This window comes from Pradoshia sp. (assembly GCF_051873915.1).
Lineage (GTDB): Bacteria > Bacillota > Bacilli > Bacillales > Pradoshiaceae > Pradoshia.
In genome coordinates this window covers 1-19,770 of the sequence record NZ_JBJEFJ010000024.1, presented here as the reverse complement: position 1 = coordinate 19,770, position 19,770 = coordinate 1, and the positions used below count along the sequence as shown (strand labels likewise).

Here is a 19,770-nt window from a genome sequence, read left to right as displayed (position 1 = left end):
AAGAAAAAAGCCTGCCGGAAAAATTTCCAGCGGGCTTTCATCCTGTTGTCAATATATGTTATATTCTATTCTAAGAAATCCTTTAGACGTTTGCTGCGGCTTGGGTGGCGCAGCTTGCGCAATGCCTTCGCCTCAATCTGTCTGATACGCTCACGCGTTACACCGAATACCTTGCCCACTTCTTCAAGAGTACGGGTTCTGCCGTCATCAAGCCCGAAGCGTAAGCGAAGCACATTTTCTTCACGGTCGGTAAGCGTGTCCAGTACATCCTCTAATTGCTCCTTCAAGAGCTCATATGCTGCATGGTCAGATGGAGATGTAGCATCCTGGTCCTCAATGAAATCGCCAAGATGTGAATCATCTTCTTCCCCAATTGGCGTTTCCAAGGAAACAGGCTCTTGTGCAATTTTTAAGATTTCACGCACTTTCTCCGGTGTTAGGTCCATTTCTTCTGCGATTTCCTCTGGAGAAGGCTCACGGCCTAAATCCTGTAAAAGCTGACGTTGAACACGGATTAGTTTATTGATGGTTTCCACCATATGAACCGGGATACGGATGGTTCTTGCTTGGTCCGCAATAGCACGTGTGATTGCCTGACGAATCCACCAAGTAGCATACGTACTGAATTTAAAGCCTTTGCGGTAGTCGAATTTCTCAACCGCTTTAATAAGGCCCATATTCCCTTCTTGTATAAGATCCAGGAACAGCATCCCGCGTCCGACATAACGTTTTGCGATACTGACAACGAGACGGAGGTTTGCTTCTGCCAGTCGCCGCTTAGCTTCTTCATCGCCTTCTTCAATACGTTCAGCCAGGAGGATTTCTTCCTCAGCGGAAAGGAGGTCTACACGCCCGATTTCTTTAAGATACATACGCACCGGATCATTGATTTTGACACCAGGAGGCACGCTTAAGTCATTCAGGTCAAACTCTTCTTCTTTTTCAAGCTCCTGTGTATCAGGATTTTCCTCATCGTCGTCGGCTTCACTCACTATATCGACACCTTGCTCTCCAAGGTATTCATAGAATTCATCCATTTGTTCAGAATCAAGCACGAAACTGGAGAGGCGCTCTGCGATATCTTCGTATGTTAACTGGCCTCTTTTCTTACCAAGCTCCGTAACGTATTCTTTCGCCTGGTCCAATGTCATATCTGTGATGTCTACTGCTTTTTCTTTGGAACGTGCTGACTTTTCAGCCATTTGTTCCCCTCCTTCTCAATCCACTTCTTTTACTTCCGTCATAAAGAATTTCTTAGCGATATCAACTCTTTTCCTAGTTCAGCAGCACGAATGAAATCCTGCCGCTTTTCAGCCTCAAGTTGCTCCGCTTTCTTTTCTTTAATAACCATTAACTGTTTATATTTAGTAATTTGGTTAACGTAATCCAATAATTCCTGCTCGCTGGGCTCATGATGAAAATCCATCATTTCAATCTCAGTGACAATCTTTCTTAAATTCACATCAGGGAGGAAATGGAGGAACAGACTTGCATCCGCCTCGTGCCCTTCCTCATAGAAGGCGAATAAATACGTAATGATTGCTTGATGATCATCATGGTTCATTTCCATTCCATCCAGCAGCTTTTGTATGCGATAGGCCAATTCCCGGTCATGGAGCATGAGAGCCAGCAAAGTCTCCTCAGCCTTCATATGTGCCGGCTTCATCCCTTTTCTTCTCGGTGCTGGCATCGCTTGAAATGAGGCGGCCTGTGTCGCTTGTTTAGGCGCCCTCTTATTATATTTACCCACTTTACCCTGCTGATTAAGCAAGGATTCCAGTGAAAGTGTGAATTCTGTAGCAATTTGTCTTAAGTAGAATTCCCTTTCGACTTCACTGTCTAACTTTGCTGTTTCTTGAAGGACGCTTTCAATATAATCCATCTTATCGCCTTCATTTGCAAAGTTTTTGCCTCTCTTATGATAAATCATCTTGAAAGAGATATACGTATGTGCAGCCCCTATTATATCGTTTTGGAACTTTTCTTCTCCAAATTCCTTGATATAGTCATCGGGATCGTACCCATTCGGCATAAGGGCAATCTTGACATGAAGACCGTTGTCACGAATCATATCAGCCGTTTTATTCGCCGCTTCAATTCCGGGTGCATCAGAATCATAACAGATGATGATTGTATCCGTGCTCCGCTTTAACAGCTGAATATGCTGTTCAGTCAGAGCCGTACCCATCGTGGCAATTCCATTATGCACCTCTGCCCTGTCTGCAGAAATGCAATCAGCAAAACCTTCAAACAAGATCGCTGCCCCTTTCTTGCGAATAAAGGGGCGCGCCAGGTGGTAATTATAGACGACTTTACTTTTATTAAAAAGTGGAGTTTCAGGACTATTTAAATATTTCGGCTCATCACCTGCAGCAAGTGCACGTCCGGAGAAGGCGATTGTCTTCCCTTGCCTATCAAAGATTGGGAACATAATTCGATTCCTAAAGCGGTCGAAATAATTCTCTCCATTCTCTCTTCTGACGAGCAGGCCGGCCTTTTCCATTCGTTCAATGGAGAAATCCCTTTTCTTTAGGAAATTATGCACATAATCCCAGGAGTCTAATGAATAGCCCAGTTGAAACTTCTCAATGGATTCCATGGTGAAACCTCGTTCGAGCAAATATTCAAGAGCATCCTGACCTTGCTTTGTATTTACAAGCAAATGATGGTAAAATTTCCTTAAAAGCTCATGAGCTTCATACATATCATCGAGAGCATGCTTTTGCTTTTGGCCCTCAGAGGCTTCATTTACGTTTATCTCTAACGGTATGTTTACCCTTTCTGCCAGGCTTCTTGCAGCTTCAGCAAAGGAATATCCTTCTATATCCATTAGAAAGGTGAAAACATTTCCGCCAGCCCCGCAGCCGAAGCAATGAAAGATCTGCTTATCCGGTGCAACGGAGAAGGAAGGACTGTTTTCATTGTGAAAAGGGCATAAGCCAAAGTAGTTTCGGCCTTGCTTTTTCAGCTGGACATATTCGCCAACCACATCCACAATGTCATTCTTGCTGCGAATTTCATTCACGGTTTCTTCGGGGATTAATTGATTTTTCAATTGTTTAACACCTGTTTCATAATGGGTCTGAATATTGTAATTCTATATCAGTTGCTAAAATCCTTCAATTTTCGACAATATTTTTTTCATTGTTTCTGTGAAAGCTGATTTATCGATCATTTTGATTTTCTTTGGACCTTTTTCATATTTGCCTGACCGTCTTGCCTTTGCATGCAAATGCCTTGTCTCAAGAAATAGGTCAATTTCACTGTCCTTGATCTCTTTTCCCCTTGATGTTACGACATAAGCTGCCTTTGCAAGACATCCCGCTGCGAGTCCTAAATCCTCGGTGACGACAATATCACCGCTCTTCACATGATTCAATATATAAAAGTCAGCAGAATCTCTTCCTGGTTCAACCCATACCCAGGACACATCAGGATAACGATTAGTTGTATTTGTATAAGCTGCCACAAATTTGATGTTCACATCATAAGGCTCACATACTTGTTGAACCTCGGTCTTCACTGGGCAGGCATCCGCATCAACATAAACCGTTAAATGACTCTTCTTTTGTATTTCTACATCTCTCATCTTAATCCTTCTTTTTTAAGGACAGTTTGTCCGATTGTCGAATATTTTTACTAAGGATTCCTTGACTTTTTAATATACGATGCTTATTCTAGTTTATTCCTTTATAAATAACTCTAAACCTAAAGCAGGGTATTTTATCACAATTTTTTATTATAGAATAAATTAAATCAAATTTCCACTCTTTTGTCCTCTGGTAATTCAGACCATCCAAACAACCAAAAAAACATGCTTTCGCATGCTCTTTTAGTTTCGTTTGTTAATGATATCGCTAATCATATTGGCTGTCTCTTCTACCGCTTTATTCGTGACGTCAATGACCGGACAGTTAAGCCGGTTAACGATTCTCTCGAAATATGCGAGTTCTTCATGGATTCGGTCCATGTTCGCATACACAGCGCTGTCATTCAGCCCTAATGATTTCAGGCGTTCTTTCCTAATATGATTGAGCTTATCAGGACTGATTTTTAACCCGATACATTTTTGGGGATCTACCTTAAATAATTCTTCAGGCGGTTCCACCTCAGGAACTAACGGCACATTCGCCACCTTCAACCGTTTATGAGCTAGAAATTGTGATAATGGCGTCTTCGATGTACGAGAGACTCCGACCAAGACAACATCCGCCTTCATGATGCCCTTCGGATCTCTTCCATCATCATATTTCACGGCAAACTCGATGGCTTCTACCCTTTTGAAATAATTTTCGTCCAACTTTCGGACAAGACCCGGCTTATTGAGTGCAGGTGTTCCATATTTCTGTTCAAGAATATCAATTAGAGGACCGATGATGTCATATGCAGTGACATTCATTTCATCTGCCTTCTCTTTCATATACGTGCGGATCTCCGGCTTCACTAATGTGTAGGCAACCACACCGTTATTCATTTGTGCCACACTCAGCACCTCATCAACGGTTGAGACATCTTCCACAAACGGTATTCGCTTCAAGACGATGTTCTCACCGCTGAACTGACTGACGGCTGCTTTTGTTACGAGGTCAGCCGTTTCCCCAACTGAATCTGAAACCACGTAGATTATAGACTGTTCCATAAGCGTCCTCCAGGTATCACTGGCCCACTGCCGCTTTTTTACCCATTATCGCTGGCTAAAGAAACGAAGGCCTTGGTTATATTCGTTTTTGTAATTCTGCCAACCACTTCATATCCATGATCATTCTGTTTCACGACCGGCAAGGCATCAATTTGCTTCTCAATCAACTTCTCCGCAACATCAATTAAGTAGTCTTCCTTCGTGCATACTGTAATGTTTGGCATACGTGTCATAATGATGTGCACAGGAATGGTTGTTAAATCCTGCTTGCCAAGACTTGCACGCAAAAGGTCCTTCCTAGACAAAACACCAACGAGCAAGGATTCCTTATCCACAACGAATAATGTTCCAACGTCTTCTAGGAACATCGTGCAAATAGCATCATAAACAGTCACACCCTCGCTGACGACAACAGGGATTGACTGATAATCTCCAACATGAAGCTTCTTCAAGTTATCTGTTAGTAGCTGTGTCTCTGTTTTGCCTGTATAGAAATAGCCCACTCGGGGTCTAGCGTCCAAATAACCAGCCATCGTCAGGATGGCTAAATCCGGGCGCAAGGTCGCACGGGTTAGATTTAATTGATCGGCAATATGTTCGCCTGTAATAGGTCCATTATCCTTCACGATTTGGAGGATATGTTCTTGTCTTTTTGTTAATTCTATTGTACTCACCACCCTAAAGTGCCATAACACTTCGCTCTACTATAGTATTTATTATATACTATTTATTCGTGAAGTGTAATTAATCATCCTAAACTTAAAATAAGCCTACCCAAAAGGGAATGAATTCATTCCCTTTTGAGCGGGCTTTTTCAGCTTTAGGCTTCGCTAAACAGATATGTTGATTTAACTTGGATGTCGTACTGCTTATCTGCCGACATTGCCCTCTTATTGCGGGCCGGACACCTTAGTTGGTATTCCATTTATCAACATTATGTGAATCTAGCTTAAAACTTCATTTTACTGCTCAAGAATGCAGGTAATTCCTCGATGCTTACTCTCGTCTGCTCCATTGTGTCTCGGTCACGGACGGTAACCATCTTATCTTCAACAGAATCGAAATCATACGTGATACAATATGGTGTTCCGATTTCATCATGACGGCGATAACGTTTACCGATGGAGCCAGCTTCATCATAGTCCACCATAAAGTCTTGTGCCAGGTTAGCAAATACTTCTTTCGCACCCTCAGACAGCTTTTTAGACAACGGAAGGATAGCTGCTTTATATGGAGCAAGCGCTGGGTGCAAATGCATCACAGTGCGGCTTGTGCCATCTTCAAGCTGTTCTTCTTCATAGGCATCAATCAAATAAGCCAATGTTACACGGTCCGCACCTAAAGAAGGCTCGATGCAGTATGGTACGTATTTTTCATTCGTTTCTTGATCAAGATAGTGGAAATCCTCACCTGAATATTCCATATGGCGTTTAAGATCGAAATCAGTACGAGAAGCAATACCCCAAAGCTCGCCCCAGCCAAATGGGAATTTATATTCAAAGTCAGTTGTAGCGTTACTGTAATGAGAAAGCTCTTCTTCTTCGTGGTCACGAAGTCTGAAGTTTTCTGCTTTCATGCCCAAGGAAAGAAGCCATTTCTCTGCAAAATCCTTCCAATAACCAAACCACTCAAGTTCAGTCCCCGGCTTGCAGAAGAATTCAAGCTCCATTTGTTCGAATTCACGTGTACGGAACGTAAAGTTACCCGGTGTGATTTCATTACGGAAGCTTTTCCCGACTTGCGCGATACCGAATGGAAGCTTTTTGCGCATTGTACGCTGAACGTTCTTGAAGTTAACAAAGATCCCTTGTGCTGTTTCCGGACGAAGGAAGATTTCATTCGTGCTTGACTCTGTCACACCTTGGAATGTTTTGAACATAAGGTTGAATTGACGAATTTCTGTGAATTCTTTGCTTCCGCAATCAGGACAAACGATATCATTCTCTACAATCAATTCCTGCATCTTCTCGAATGGAAGTCCATCTACGATAATTTCCTGCCCTTTTTCCTGCATAGCTTCCTCAATGAGCTTATCAGCACGATGACGCGCTTTACATTTCTTACAATCAATCATTGGATCATTGAAATTTCCGATGTGGCCGGATGCTTCCCATGTACGAGGGTTCATGAGAATAGCAGAATCAAGACCGACATTGTATGGGGATTCCTGGATGAATTTCTTCCACCATGCCTTCTTAATATTATTCTTCAGTTCAACGCCTAGCGGGCCGTAATCCCATGTGTTAGCCAGACCGCCGTATATCTCAGACCCAGGGAAGATAAACCCCCTATGTTTTGCATGTGATACAATTTGATCCATTGTAATGGTCATAATCGTTCTCTCCTTTAATTCAATATAAAAAAACTCCCGCCACTATGCATAATGCATAGGGACGAGAGTTTACCCGCGGTTCCACCCTATTTGCCAAGAATCTTGGCCGCTTTAAAATGCGTTACTCCAGACTGCCTTCTTTGGCAAGATATCATTCGGCTCCCACCATCTCCGAACTCGCTAGGCATACCCTTATCCAAATACTACTTTCCTTCACAGTAACTACATATGAATGTATCTCACATTCTATCCAATTCACCCCTGTATTGTCAATACACAGATTAAAAGAAGTTTCTTTTAAAGCTGGTCCTTCATCTTACCCATCTGTCTTAGAAAGCGTTTTGTCTTCAATTCGACACCTAAGTATTCATCATAATAGGCATCCAGCACTTGACGGATTTCCTTCTTAGTCGCATCCTTGATGGAAATCGTTCCAAGCCTGTCCAAGTCCATATAATAAAGGACACGAAGAAGTCTCGCCACCGCAGGGGAAATTTTCATGCGGTATGGGTCTATTTCCTCGCAGCGATGGCACAGGAGTCCGCCTTCACGGATAGAGAAAGAGAAGGACCCATCCTGTGCCCCGCAGTTGACACAGCGATTCAGCTCTGGAGCAAATCCGAATAGACTGAGCATCTTCATCTCGAAAATATTGACGATAATCTCAGGGTCATATTCCTCATCAAGATAACGAAGCGATTGGTAAAATAGATTAAATAAAGCTTCATGCGGCTTTCTTTCTTCCGTTCCCTTATCTAGAAGCTCCGCTATGTAGGAGGCATAGGCTGTCAAAAAAATGTCCTCGCGGATTGAACGAAAGGACTCTATCGTCTCTCCCTGCTGCAACTGGCCAAGGCCCCTGCCAGAGAGAAATAAATAATGACCGAAATGAAACAACTGAGTGACAGCAGAAAAGCGGCTGTTAGGCTTTTTCGCTCCTCTCGCCATCACTCCGACTTTGCCAAATTCTCTTGTATATAATGTAATGATTTTGTTCGTTTCACCATAATCGGTTGTGCGAATTACAATGCCTTCACATTTAGCCAGCACGCCACTCACTCCAATATGACGGCAAGATGATCCCTTATACGATTGGGATGTTCAGCTCTTCATTTTCTTCATTCATGATTGGCTGGTTAGCGTCTGTTTGTCTTTCAAGTTCCTTTAAAAGAAGATAAGTATCCACGCTTCCGGTTTGTCTAAACACATTCCAGGTAAATTCAATCATACTTATTCCACCTTTCATTGATAGAAACTAGTTGTTCTTACCTGACTTTAGCTTCACCAACCAGACCGAAAATCATGTGGTTAAAAATTGGCTGATTTCCCATTCGCCTCACTGCCGAATAATATAAGCCCCGTAGTAAGAGGGCTCATCCAACTACTTGGAACAAATTCCCTTTAAGCGAAATTCATTCCCGCTTCGTTTTTTAATACTCATCTTCCCTGAAGCCGATATCTCTTAAATGAGAAGCTTTGTTTCTCCAGTCCTTTTGCACCTTCACCCATAGTTCCAAGAACACTTTGGAACCGAGAAGGTTCTCAATATCCACACGTGCACGCTGTCCGATTTCTTTAAGCATGGCACCTCTCTTACCGATGATGATGCCTTTTTGTGAATCCCGTTCGACAATGATGGTTGCCATAATATGAACGGTTTCCGCCTTTTCCCTGCGTTCAATTTTATCAATTACCACCGCAATGGAGTGAGGTACCTCCTCACGCGTCAAATGGAGAGCCTTTTCCCTGATCATTTCTGAGATGATAAATCTCTCTGGGTGGTCCGTAATCTGATCAGCTGGATAATACTGAGGTCCTTCCGGCAGATAGGCATTGATTTGCTTTAGCAATGTGTCCACATTATTCCCCTCAAGAGCCGAGATAGGCACAATTTCAGCAAAATCATATTTCTCCTTATACGTATCGATAATACGGAACAGCTCATCCGGATGAATTTGGTCAATCTTATTGATAACCAAAAAGACCGGTGTCTTATAGGATTTCAATTTCTCAATGATGAACTCTTCGCCGCGTCCAAATCCTTCTTCCGCATTGACCATGAAGAGAATAGCATCCACTTCCTGAAGCGCATTGGAAGCGACCTTCATCATGAAGTCGCCGAGCTTATGCTTCGGTTTATGAATGCCTGGTGTATCAATAAAGATAATCTGGCTATCATTCGTTGTCAGCACACCTTGGACCTTATTTCTAGTTGTTTGAGGCTTATCGCTCATGATCGCAATTTTTTGCCCAATGACACGGTTGATAAAAGTTGATTTCCCCACATTCGGTCTTCCAATGATAGATACGAAGCCCGATTTAAACTTGGTGTTGGTTTGATTACTCATGTAAATCCTCCGGTGAAAACGCTCCAGGCAATAGTTCTTTGACCGTCAGTTCAAGAACATCACCCTTTAAGTTTGTTAAAATGACCGGCATGTCTTCGTCACATAGCTCGGAGATTACCTGGCGGCATGCACCGCATGGTGATACTGGACGGTCTGTATCGGCCACGACCGCCAATGCTTTGAACTCTGTCACACCTTGTGCCATTGCGGAGAAAAGAGCTGTTCTCTCTGCACAGTTACACATAGAGTAAGCGGCATTCTCAATATTACAGCCATGATAAATCGTTCCGTCAGCTCCAAGCAAGGCTGCTCCAACACCAAAACGGGAGTATGGAATATACGCCTTTTCCCTCGCTTTTTTTGCTTCTTCAATTAATTGTTTTTTTTGCATGTAAGTACCTCCTAAGATTTCTGTTTCACATTAATAAATTCATTATTCTCGGCAAGAAAATAATTAGTCCGACAACCGCCGAAAAGATGGCATACACGAGGACAGCTCCTGCTGCGGTATCCTTTGCAGCCTTTGCCAAAGGATGCGTTTCATTCGTGACTAAATCGACGGCTTTCTCAATAGCTGTATTCATCAGCTCTAGGGCAAGCATCCCCCCAATGGCCGTAAGTACGAATAGCCATTCTAGCTTTGTGATGTCAAAATACACACCGCATATCGTCACAATAAGCGCCGTACAGGCATGAAACCTCATATTGCACTCATGGGCTAACCCATAGCGGATACCTGACCAGGCATAGGCAAAGCCTTTAAAAAACCGTTTAAGACCGGTTGGTTTATCGTGTAAGACCATAGCTGTCTAACAGCTCCCTTTGTCTTGAAAACATGACCTTTTCATCTTCTTCATTCATATGATCATATCCAAGCAAATGAAGGAAACCGTGAACCGCCAGGAATCCAAGCTCACGTTCATTTGAATGACCATATTCAGCAGCTTGCTCCTCCATCCGGTCAATCGAAATAATGATATCTCCTAAAAGGGCTGGTTCATCCGAGCCGATGATTTCAACCTCTCCCTCACCCATCTCTTCCATCGCAAAGGAAATAACGTCTGTCGCTGCATCCTTATGGCGATATTCCTTATTAATTTCCTGAATTCGGCTGTTATCCACGAATGTAACTGACACTTCGCTGCCTGTCTTCACTTGCTCATGCCTTGCTGTATGTTCCAGCAGATTTTCCACAAGCTTCATTTGTTCGTCGGTCACTTTATTCGTTTCATCCATGATGTCAATCGTTAAAATCAATTCCTTCACCTTCTCTATTCTTTATCATCCATTTGCGGATATTCAATTCGATTATGGAAAATACCTGTCAATGTTTCACATAATGAAACTGTTACCTTTTCTAATTCCTTGAGTGTAATATCACATTCATTAAATTGACCGTCATTTAATTTGTCAGCAATGATCGACCTAACCAGCTTTCCAATCGAATCCTGTGTCGGCTTTTTCAAGGAGCGGACTGCCGCTTCCACGCTATCCGCAATGGCAATAATGGCCGCTTCCTTTGATCTCGGTTTAGGCCCTTTATACCGATAATCCTTCTCCTCAGGAGCAAGCCCCTCTTCCTTGGCTTTATGATAGAAATACTTCAAAAGGGTCGTCCCATGATGCTGTTCAATGATATCAACAATTGCTTCAGGCATCCTATGCTTTCGAGCCATCTCTGCCCCATCTGTTGCATGGGCTAGAATAATCTTAGCACTTTTCTCTGGAGACAGACGGTCATGCGGATTATCAATGTTCGTCTGGTTCTCAATGAAATAAGCAGGGCGCTTTGTTTTACCGATATCATGATAATAGCATCCCACACGAGCGAGCAAGCCATTAGCCCCAACCGCCTCACATGCCCCCTCAGCAAGATTGGCCACCATCACACTGTGGTGATATGTACCCGGCGCTTCCATTAATATCTTGCGAAGCAATGGATGATTAGGATTGGAGAGCTCAATCATCTTCATGGAAGAAAAAATGCCAAAGCTGCTTTCAAAGAAAGGAAGCAGTCCAATGGTGCTGATTGCTGAAATAATCCCAGAGGAAATGGCGACAATTGCCACCCAAATATAAGGAATCTCCGCGCCGTCAATCCAATATAATCCTGTGATAAGCACCAAATTGATAAGAGCATTGAAAAGACCCGCCCTTAAGATGCTCGAACGTTCATGATGCTGCCTTAAAAAGACGATTGCCACCAGCCCGCTGATCAGCATATACATCCCAAGACTCGACTGAACACTGCCGGATAAACCATCCTTAAACATAATACTCCCAACGATAGAAAGAAGGATGCCGATCGTAACTGCATACCTGTCCTTCATAAGGATGGTAATCAGCATGACAGCCATCGCCGATGGAAAGAGAAAGGCCAGGGTTTCATCGCTGAGCCGTGCCGTAATATGGATGATTTTCATCAGTGTAATGCCTATTACATATACAAGGGAGAAAATAAAGATATTATCCCGGACTTGGTCTGGTATCTCTACTTTACGAAAAACCAGATAGACCCCGAAGAATACTAAAATCAGTATCGCACCCAGTCCAACATACGGTAGAAATGACTCCTCACTCTTCAGAAGACCAACCAATTTTAGCTGGCGGTAAACCTCCGCATCAATTAAGTATCCTTCCTCAACGATAATCTGTCCTTGCAGAATCCGGACAGGCTCCACATTTTCTTCAGCCTTCTCCCTTGCTGTTTCCGTTGCAGAAGAATCAAAGAACACATTCTGGATAATCGCATAGCGGCCAATATCAATGGAGGCAGAGCGCAGATTCGCAGTTGGCATACTATTATACTTAATCTGTTCTTCCACTTTCTTCTTGGCATTCTCAACCTCATTGGCCCGTATGCCCACCTTCATCATGTCATTAACGCTTGTTTTCGTCATATCCTTAGCCAAGGCTAAGTCAGACTGTGAGGAACCAAGTAAACGAAGAAGAGTTTCATCAGAAATGTCCTTATTGATTGTGTCAGAGAGCCGGGAACGAAGATTCTTTAAATGCTTCTTTGGCTCATTTAGAATCTCTGCCTTTTTCCCTTCCTCTACTTCCTCATTCTTCAATCCAGCAGCCACGACATCCTCTGCACTCGTGAAGATATCCTCCACCATCTTTACCCTTTTTTTAACATATTCCTCGTTAGGTGTATAGATATCTTCCACACTGTTGACAGCTTTTTGTTTCTTCTCTGCCGTCTCAACTGGGTCTTCGACCGTTTTTGGTGAGCGAATGGTCGTATCTGCTACACTGAACTGCTTAACATCAAGCTTCTCCGGCTGTACGCTGCTAAATAACAGTACATAAGAAAGCACTGCTAATAAGAATAGCAGGGTTGCTTGGAGAATCGGATTTTGTTTCCAGCTTTTTATGGAACGAATGATTGTATTCAGCCAATTCACGTGCTTTCCTCCTTCAGACGGAAGAGTCTCTATGTATAAAATCGAACACTTGATGTTATAATATCAGTTTTTGGCAAGCGTTTCACCTTGTTTTCCATTTCAGACACAAAAAAGAAAAGGGCCACAGTATACCTGCGGCTCTCTTTCCTAGAGGATTATGATTATTTTGTTTCATATTTCTCATAGGCATGAATAATCTTGGCCACGAGCGGGTGCCTTACAACATCGGTTTGATCCAGATGGATAAATCCGATTCCTGTGACATTCTTAAGGATATTTTCTGCTGCTTTTAGCCCGGATTGAATGCCTCTTGGCAAATCAATTTGCGATGTATCTCCCGTAATCACCAGCTTTGAGCCAAAGCCAAGTCGAGTTAAAAACATCTTCATTTGAGCCTGTGTTGTATTCTGCGCTTCATCCAGAATGACAAAAGCATCATCCAGTGTCCTTCCGCGCATATAAGCCAACGGGGCAATCTCAATCGTACCGCGTTCAATCAACCTTGCCGTCTGCTCTGTGCCCAATATATCATGCAGGGCATCATATAGCGGTCTCAAGTATGGATCGACCTTCTCCTTTAAATCTCCCGGCAAGAAGCCTAGACTCTCGCCCGCTTCGACTGCAGGACGAGTCAAAATAATACGCTTAACATCCCCGCTCTTCAGGGCGAGAACCGCCATAACGACAGCCAAATATGTTTTTCCTGTACCAGCCGGACCAATACCAAACACAAGATCCTTGCTCCTGATAGCAGAAAGGTATTCCTTCTGTCCTAAAGTCTTTACACGGATGGACTTTCCTTTTGCATTCTTGGTGATCTCTTCGTTATATAAATCCGCAAAATATTCAAGCGTTCCATTCTTGGACAGATTGATAGCATAGGCCACTTCACGGGGTCCAATTTTGATTCCCTTGCGGACAATGGTCAATAAAGCTTGTAAAATCTCATCCGCACTCTCGAGATTCTCTTCTTTTCCCGAAATACTGATGGTCTCGCCGCGGGAGATGATATTGACAGAGAGCTCACTTTCCAACAGCTTGAGATTGCTATCATTGACACCAAACAACTCTGCCGCTTCATTTGGTGATTCTAATTGTAAGTTCATAAGTTTTGCTTGATCTGACATTCCTTAGTCTCCTTGAATCATCGGTTGTCCGATTGCAATATTTTCTAAAACTTGATAATGTATAGTCATTTTAACTTTACCATTGTGGCTCCGCTTGTGCAAAATTTTTTCGTCAATAATGGATGCATCATCCGGTGCGAGTTTCAGCACATCCTGCCTGGCCATCTTTTCTGCTTGGACTGCCGCTTCTTCCTCCGTATACACGCGCACTGCTTTTTCCTTACTTAAATATGTCTTCTTATGAAAGGTTATTGGGATTTCCCAGCCAAAAAAGCGAAAGACCTTCCGATCCTCCTCAACCTCGTATTCCGGGAATCCGTGTTCCCCAAAGCCCCATACAGGCATCTCGAAATCACCGAACTTAATGGTATTCTTGGTTTTAGAATCACCATTAAAGACAAATAAATTCGTTTTCAGCGGAACAGTCACCGTGGTCTTATACCATGTTTCCGCCATCACCTTTCCTTTCGCCCCTACAAATTTCTTATTATCTTCCCTTCCAATAAAGCCGCTCACCAATATATCCCCTTTCTGAACATATTGGTTTTTCTCAACTATTCCTTGTCCTTTTTCAACCATCGGCTGGACAATTGTCCCACTCTTCGCCGCAATCAAGTTCATATAGGTCTCATTTGCCTCTTTTTTAGGCTGCTTCTTCTCTACAACCTGAAATTCAAAGGTTGTCCCCTTCAACTGCACGCCAATCCACGTAATAGCAGGCACACGCTCACTTAATTCCTTCTGGATATCCTCCATCTGATCCAATCCGAATTGTAATTTACCGACCTTTATATCCATTTCCTCAAGCGCCTTGCGAACTTCATGCTCAGTAGCCGGACTTGCTCCCTTTATTTCGATTCCCCAGACAACATTAGAAAGAATGAAGATTAATGTGCAAAATAAAAATAGTCCAACAAGCAGGCCGCTGTACTTCAGCAATTTCTTTCCAAAGAAATAGGCCCCCTTTCTTTCCAGAAAGGTCACCTTACACTCGCTTTTTCTTGCTGCAACCCTCAGTGTCGGCACTTCCTCAAGCTTCATATAAAATACAACCGTTTCCGTCCCCATGTTTTTAACATCCCATACGAGCACCTTTTGCTCAAGAAGACGATTAATGAATCTTGTTGCGCCCCTGCCGTTCACTTGAACCTTCACATATCCGCTCAAATGATTTGTCCAATCGTTTTTCATTCGAGTACCTCCCCTTGCTACTCTTCAAGAAATAAGACTTGATCAATCTTTCCCTCAAGCAGGATTTCCTCTGGAAGAATCGTCTTTAACACAAAGCCTTCACCCTTGACCAGAAGTTGTCCGCTCTTTAGCATTAAGCGCAATTCCTTATCTGAAAAAGCCAGCAGCCCCTTGTGATTTTCTATGTATATATGAATTTGGCCAACCATCGTGATTCTCGGCAGGTCCATCATAATATCTTCCGGCAGGTCCATGGCGGCCGTAACCCACCTCTTCAACCGATTCCCCCATGCTCGGGCCATAAAGAGCCCCCTTTCTCCCTGATCTGGATATACATAAATGCGCCTCGTTTCGGCTGTATATAACGACAAGCGTATCTATTACTCAGGAGTCCTCTCCTTATAACCTATTCGCAGCGAGCTGCTTACATGACAACTAATCCTTAGGGGGAACAGAGAATATCAGAGCCGTCATTACACACAAAAATAGACCCTCCGAATCACTCGGAGGGTCTATCTGAAATTATCTAATATGCCTTCTTTTCGACCTAGGCGGACCAAGAATTTCGGACATAATAACAGCCTGTCTTAAGTCAGCCTCCCGTAAATTCACACGTGGTCTTGAACTTTCGGATGCCTGGTTACTGCTCTTTGGCCGTAATTCTTCTGGGATTGCCTTTCTGGCCATTTGTACGGGCACAGAGACTGCCGCTGGTTCAGGTGTTCTCTCCTTCGGCTGAGAATCCGCCAGTTTCGCCTTTTGCCGCTCATATTGCTCCTTAATCGATTGAGCCAAAGTCTCTGCTTTTCTCTCCAATTCCGGTGACTGGCTCAGCTTCTTCTTCAGCTGGCGCTCCCTTTCCTGGATCTTACGGCGAATCTCATCATCTGCTCCGGCCATTTGCATGACAGGCTTCTCGCTCCCCCTGCCCTCAGGACGATTTGTTTTCTCATCCGGCATTGGATCAGGCGGGTTGTTGCTCTGCTCTGCTTCCTTATTTCTTCCGAAGAACCAGCTGATCAGACTGATGATGATGAAAATTAAAATGGGATTATCCCATATTGCCCCTAATACCATGGATAGAACCTCCTTTTCCAGGATACCCGGTTAAGGGATCTTATTTCTCGTCGTCCTGATTCGTCTGGTCTTGATTCATGTTGCCGATGGACTCTCTCATCTTCGTATCGGAGGCAAGGTTTTGATAATTCATGTAATCCATGATTCCCATATTACCAGCTTTGAAAGCATGAGCCATCGCAAGCGGTACTTCAGCTTCAGATTCTACAACCTTCGCCTTCATTTCTTCTACTTTTGCCTTCATCTCTTGCTCTTGTGCAATCGCCATCGCACGGCGTTCCTCTGCTTTTGCTTGGGCAATCTTCTTGTCTGCTTCCGCTTGTTCTGTTTGAAGCTCAGCACCGATGTTTTTGCCGATATCCACATCTGCAATATCGATGGAAAGAATTTCAAAGGCTGTCCCAGCATCCAGCCCTTTGCTTAAGACGGTCTGGGAGATCCTTTCCGGATTCTCAAGAACAGTCGTATGGCTTTCACTTGAACCAATTGTCGAGATAACACCCTCACCAACCCGGGCAATAACCGTATCCTCTCCAGCACCCCCGACAAGGCGTTCAATATTAGCCCGTACGGTAATTCTCGCTTTGGCCTTCACTTCAATCCCGTTCAATGCCACACCCGCAATGAATGGTGTTTCAATGACCTTTGGATTTACGCTCATTTGGACAGCCTCAAGCACGTCACGTCCTGCAAGGTCAATTGCAGCACAGCGCTCAAAGGTAAGGTCGATATTGGCACGATGAGCCGCGATTAGCGCATTAACAACCCGGTCTACATTTCCTCCAGCCAAGTAATGGCTCTCAAGCTGATTCGTTGTCACATTCAATCCTGCTTTTGATGCTTTAATAAGCGGATTGATGACACGGCTCGGCGCTACACGGCGGAGCCTCATACCAATTAACGTGAAAATACTAACACGGACACCTGCAGCGATCGCAGAAATCCAGAGCATAACCGGCACGAATGTAAATAAGACGGCCAGAACAATGATAATGAGCGCAACACCCAGCAGGGCTGCAATCGTTCCACTTGTTAATACCATATTTTATTGTTCTCCCTTCATTTCTAAATTACTGATTATCTTCATCTAATTGTCGCACAACTACACGGGAACCTTCCACTTTAACTACTTTAACAGCAGTTCCCTTGTTAATAAAGCTTCCCTCACTGACCACATCAATTCTCTCTCCATCAACCAAAACCGTTCCAGCAGGTCTCAAGTCAGTCAGCAGAATCCCTTCCTTGCCGATGAGCTCAGTTCTGTTTGTATTGGAGATATAACCTTTCTCGGTGCTTGTTGAATCAAACAGTACAAGTCGATCAAAGGCCGTGAATTTCTTCCCGAAGAATTTAATCAGAATGACGGCTACCAAAAAGGCTGCCAGCAAGGCAATGAAAATCGATTTCGCCATAAGTTCCACATCCCCCGAAGCAAGAAATAAACTTGCTATTATTGCAATAAAGCCTACTATACCGATGATTCCTCCCGGTATGAAAAATTCCAGCAGAATCAGGCCAATTCCGACAATAAACAGAATCAAGGTTTCATATCCGGCAAGCCCCGATACGAGATGACCATAGAAGAACAGCAGCAAGGCAGAAATACCAGCGATTCCCGGCAGTCCGAAGCCCGGAGAATAGAGTTCAACGATGAGTCCAATCGTACCGATGGATAACAAAATCGGAATGATATAAGGATTCGTTAGAAAACGTGCCGCCTTATCGGCAAAGGTTTCCTCAAACATCACTTTCTCTGCTTCCTCAAGCCCTAGTTTCTGAAGAAGTGCCTCTTCATTTTTGACAGTGCCTTCACTGTAGCCGATTTCACTTGCCTGAGAAGCCGTCAAAGTAAGAAGCTTTCCTTCCCATGAATCATAAGCTGATGGCAGGTCAACATCCTTTTCCGCCATTGCTTTCGCAAAGGACGGGTTCCGGCCGCTTGATTCTGCCGCCTTCTCCATATTAGCCAGCCAATAAGATTGTGCCTTCTCATCGGCAGCATTTCCATCTGAGGTGATGACTGCCGCTGCTCCCATCGTGGCGCCCGGCACCATGTAGATTTCATCCGCATTCAATGATATGAAGGCACCAGCTGATAAGGCGCGATTATCGATAAAGGCTACGGTCTTAATATCCGTTTCAGCAAATGCCTGCCCAATCTCATCCGCCGCATCAACAGCTCCGCCTGGTGTATTAATATCAAATATGATTGCTTCTGCCCCATCTTCCTCAGCAGTCTCGATGGCACGGGTCAAGAAATTGGCTAACCCTTTCTCCACATCATTATGTATAGGAACAATATAGACTTTCTCTCCATTACCTAAGCTTGTATTTGGCCCGCCGATGAAGCTCAAGCAAAAGGCGGCAATAAAAAAGAGCGACCACCAATGTTTCTTCACTCTCTCTCTTCCCTCCTTCCCATTTTCCCTTATAGTCCATTATACGTACAAAGACCTTATTAGTTTCAATATTCTTGTGCATTTATCTGTTTTTTCCTGAAAACATAATAAAAAACCCGCGAATCGATTGATTCACGGATTTTATATGTCTTATTTTGAAAGATGTTGCAGTACCAGTTTATTAACTAAAGATCCATCAGCTTTGCCCTTCACCTTCGGCATGATAGCGGACATTACTTTCCCCATATCAGCCTTAGAAGTGGCATTTGTTTGGGCGATCGCTTCAGTAACAAGCGCATCCAGCTCTTCTTCGCTTAATTGTTTCGGCATATAGCTTTCCACAACAGCAATTTCAGCGTGAAGCTTTTCGGTTAAGTCCTGGCGCCCTGCTTTATCAAATTCTTGAAGGGAGTCTTTACGTTGCTTTAACTCACGTGATAGCACGGTCAACTCTTCATCCTCGGATAACTCTTGTTTGCCAAGCTTAATTCCTTCATTCTGAAGAGAAGCCTTCATCATTCGGATGACAGAGAGCTTGTCTTTATCTTTGTCTTTCATAGCTTGTTTCATATCGCTGTTTAAACGCTCAACAAGACTCATTAAAGGCACCTCTTTTTAGTACTTGCGTTTTCTCGCAGCTTCAGACTTTTTCTTACGTTTAACACTAGGTTTTTCATAGAATTCGCGCTTTCTTACTTCCTGCATAGTACCTTGCTTGGAAACTGTGCGTTTGAAGCGTCGAAGAGCATCTTCAAGCGATTCGTTTTTCTTAACGACTGTTTTAGACATCTCTTTCCCTCCCTCCGAGCACAACAACTCTAATTTCCTCATGTTGAAGGAAACCATGTACCTTAAAATTATAATATATCAGGTATCTTAGGTCAACTGTTATTCCAATTTTAACGCTTGGTTTTATCGCATTCTTTTGACACGATTTTATTTTATTTCAAGCAGGGAATTCCCGTACAAGCAACTGATTCATCAATGGCCGTGCAAGGCCTTCTGATCTGGACATAAACCGTTCCATTGATCAACCGCTTTGCATAACGAGCAGCATGGGCTATTCACGATCCTAAACACTTTAACCGCTTTACCTTTCAGCAAAAAAAGTCCAAGGTTCACTTAAGAAACCTTGGACTCCTATATTATTGGGCTACTGCTTCAATTTGATCGTCTAACACGCGGACGAATTGCCCTTCGTTATACGGATAGCCAGCCTTTGTGATTTTCACTTTGACGATTTGGCC

The 19,770-nt window shown here is 43.5% G+C and carries 21 protein-coding genes; all 21 read right to left on the bottom strand.

Going from position 1 to position 19,770, the window contains the following annotated elements; translation table 11 throughout:
- Positions 1-65 precede the first annotated feature (65 nt).
- On the bottom strand, positions 66-1,202 hold the full coding sequence (rpoD, locus tag ACI35L_RS02310; protein ID WP_049670111.1) for an RNA polymerase sigma factor RpoD: 1,137 nt from the start codon (positions 1,200-1,202) through the stop codon (positions 66-68).
- 38 nt (positions 1,203-1,240) lie between these two features.
- The gene (gene dnaG, locus ACI35L_RS02305) at positions 1,241-3,055 is read right to left on the bottom strand and encodes a DNA primase (RefSeq protein WP_439802155.1); all 1,815 of its coding nucleotides are present in this window, start codon (positions 3,053-3,055) and stop codon (positions 1,241-1,243) included.
- Between the two features lie 54 nt (positions 3,056-3,109).
- Positions 3,110-3,589, bottom strand: coding sequence for a YaiI/YqxD family protein (locus ACI35L_RS02300; RefSeq protein WP_439802154.1), 480 nt, complete (start codon positions 3,587-3,589; stop codon positions 3,110-3,112).
- 243 nt (positions 3,590-3,832) lie between these two features.
- Positions 3,833-4,639, bottom strand: coding sequence for a pyruvate, water dikinase regulatory protein (locus tag ACI35L_RS02295; protein ID WP_439802153.1), 807 nt, complete (start codon positions 4,637-4,639; stop codon positions 3,833-3,835).
- A 38-nt stretch (positions 4,640-4,677) separates the two neighbouring features.
- Entirely contained in the window at positions 4,678-5,313 is a 636-nt protein-coding gene (locus ACI35L_RS02290) for a helix-turn-helix transcriptional regulator (RefSeq protein WP_156185558.1), read from the bottom strand.
- A gap of 275 nt (positions 5,314-5,588) precedes the next feature.
- The gene (locus ACI35L_RS02285) at positions 5,589-6,971 is read right to left on the bottom strand and encodes a glycine--tRNA ligase (RefSeq protein WP_049670106.1); all 1,383 of its coding nucleotides are present in this window, start codon (positions 6,969-6,971) and stop codon (positions 5,589-5,591) included.
- A 297-nt stretch (positions 6,972-7,268) separates the two neighbouring features.
- Complete coding sequence (recO, locus tag ACI35L_RS02280) at positions 7,269-8,021, bottom strand: DNA repair protein RecO (RefSeq protein ID WP_049670105.1); 753 nt, start codon at positions 8,019-8,021, stop codon at positions 7,269-7,271.
- 34 nt (positions 8,022-8,055) lie between these two features.
- Positions 8,056-8,199, bottom strand: coding sequence for a YqzL family protein (locus ACI35L_RS02275; protein ID WP_082197026.1), 144 nt, complete (start codon positions 8,197-8,199; stop codon positions 8,056-8,058).
- Between the two features lie 202 nt (positions 8,200-8,401).
- Positions 8,402-9,319: a GTPase Era gene (gene era / locus ACI35L_RS02270; protein WP_049670104.1), complete on the bottom strand. Its 918-nt coding sequence runs from the start codon at positions 9,317-9,319 to the stop codon at positions 8,402-8,404.
- Entirely contained in the window at positions 9,312-9,710 is a 399-nt protein-coding gene (locus tag ACI35L_RS02265) for a cytidine deaminase (protein WP_049670103.1), read from the bottom strand. The genes era and ACI35L_RS02265 overlap by 8 nt, the downstream gene beginning before the upstream one ends.
- 25 nt (positions 9,711-9,735) lie before the next feature.
- Positions 9,736-10,122: a diacylglycerol kinase family protein gene (locus ACI35L_RS02260; protein WP_049670102.1), complete on the bottom strand. Its 387-nt coding sequence runs from the start codon at positions 10,120-10,122 to the stop codon at positions 9,736-9,738.
- Positions 10,106-10,576: an rRNA maturation RNase YbeY gene (gene ybeY, locus ACI35L_RS02255; protein WP_197089905.1), complete on the bottom strand. Its 471-nt coding sequence runs from the start codon at positions 10,574-10,576 to the stop codon at positions 10,106-10,108. The genes ACI35L_RS02260 and ybeY overlap by 17 nt, the downstream gene beginning before the upstream one ends.
- A gap of 14 nt (positions 10,577-10,590) precedes the next feature.
- Complete coding sequence (locus ACI35L_RS02250) at positions 10,591-12,729, bottom strand: HD family phosphohydrolase (protein WP_231589482.1); 2,139 nt, start codon at positions 12,727-12,729, stop codon at positions 10,591-10,593.
- A gap of 161 nt (positions 12,730-12,890) precedes the next feature.
- Positions 12,891-13,856, bottom strand: a complete 966-nt coding sequence (locus tag ACI35L_RS02245) for a PhoH family protein (RefSeq protein ID WP_049670101.1) — start codon at positions 13,854-13,856, stop codon at positions 12,891-12,893.
- Positions 13,857-13,859: 3 nt separating this feature from the next.
- Positions 13,860-15,047, bottom strand: a complete 1,188-nt coding sequence (gene yqfD, locus ACI35L_RS02240) for a sporulation protein YqfD (RefSeq protein ID WP_439802152.1) — start codon at positions 15,045-15,047, stop codon at positions 13,860-13,862.
- A 17-nt stretch (positions 15,048-15,064) separates the two neighbouring features.
- Positions 15,065-15,349 (bottom strand): sporulation protein YqfC, encoded by a 285-nt coding sequence (gene yqfC / locus ACI35L_RS02235; RefSeq protein WP_049670099.1) that lies wholly within the window; start codon positions 15,347-15,349, stop codon positions 15,065-15,067.
- Between the two features lie 220 nt (positions 15,350-15,569).
- The gene (locus ACI35L_RS02230; RefSeq protein ID WP_049670098.1) at positions 15,570-16,124 is read right to left on the bottom strand and encodes a hypothetical protein; all 555 of its coding nucleotides are present in this window, start codon (positions 16,122-16,124) and stop codon (positions 15,570-15,572) included.
- A gap of 40 nt (positions 16,125-16,164) precedes the next feature.
- The gene (floA, locus tag ACI35L_RS02225) at positions 16,165-17,166 is read right to left on the bottom strand and encodes a flotillin-like protein FloA (RefSeq protein ID WP_049670097.1); all 1,002 of its coding nucleotides are present in this window, start codon (positions 17,164-17,166) and stop codon (positions 16,165-16,167) included.
- A gap of 28 nt (positions 17,167-17,194) precedes the next feature.
- Positions 17,195-18,523 carry an NfeD family protein gene (locus tag ACI35L_RS02220; RefSeq protein ID WP_082197025.1) on the bottom strand — a complete coding sequence of 443 codons (1,329 nt, stop codon included), beginning with the start codon at positions 18,521-18,523 and terminating at the stop codon, positions 17,195-17,197.
- Positions 18,524-18,673: 150 nt separating this feature from the next.
- Positions 18,674-19,123 (bottom strand): GatB/YqeY domain-containing protein, encoded by a 450-nt coding sequence (locus ACI35L_RS02215; protein WP_439802151.1) that lies wholly within the window; start codon positions 19,121-19,123, stop codon positions 18,674-18,676.
- A 15-nt stretch (positions 19,124-19,138) separates the two neighbouring features.
- Positions 19,139-19,312 (bottom strand): 30S ribosomal protein S21, encoded by a 174-nt coding sequence (rpsU, locus tag ACI35L_RS02210; RefSeq protein WP_049670095.1) that lies wholly within the window; start codon positions 19,310-19,312, stop codon positions 19,139-19,141.
- Positions 19,313-19,770: the final 458 nt, after the last annotated feature.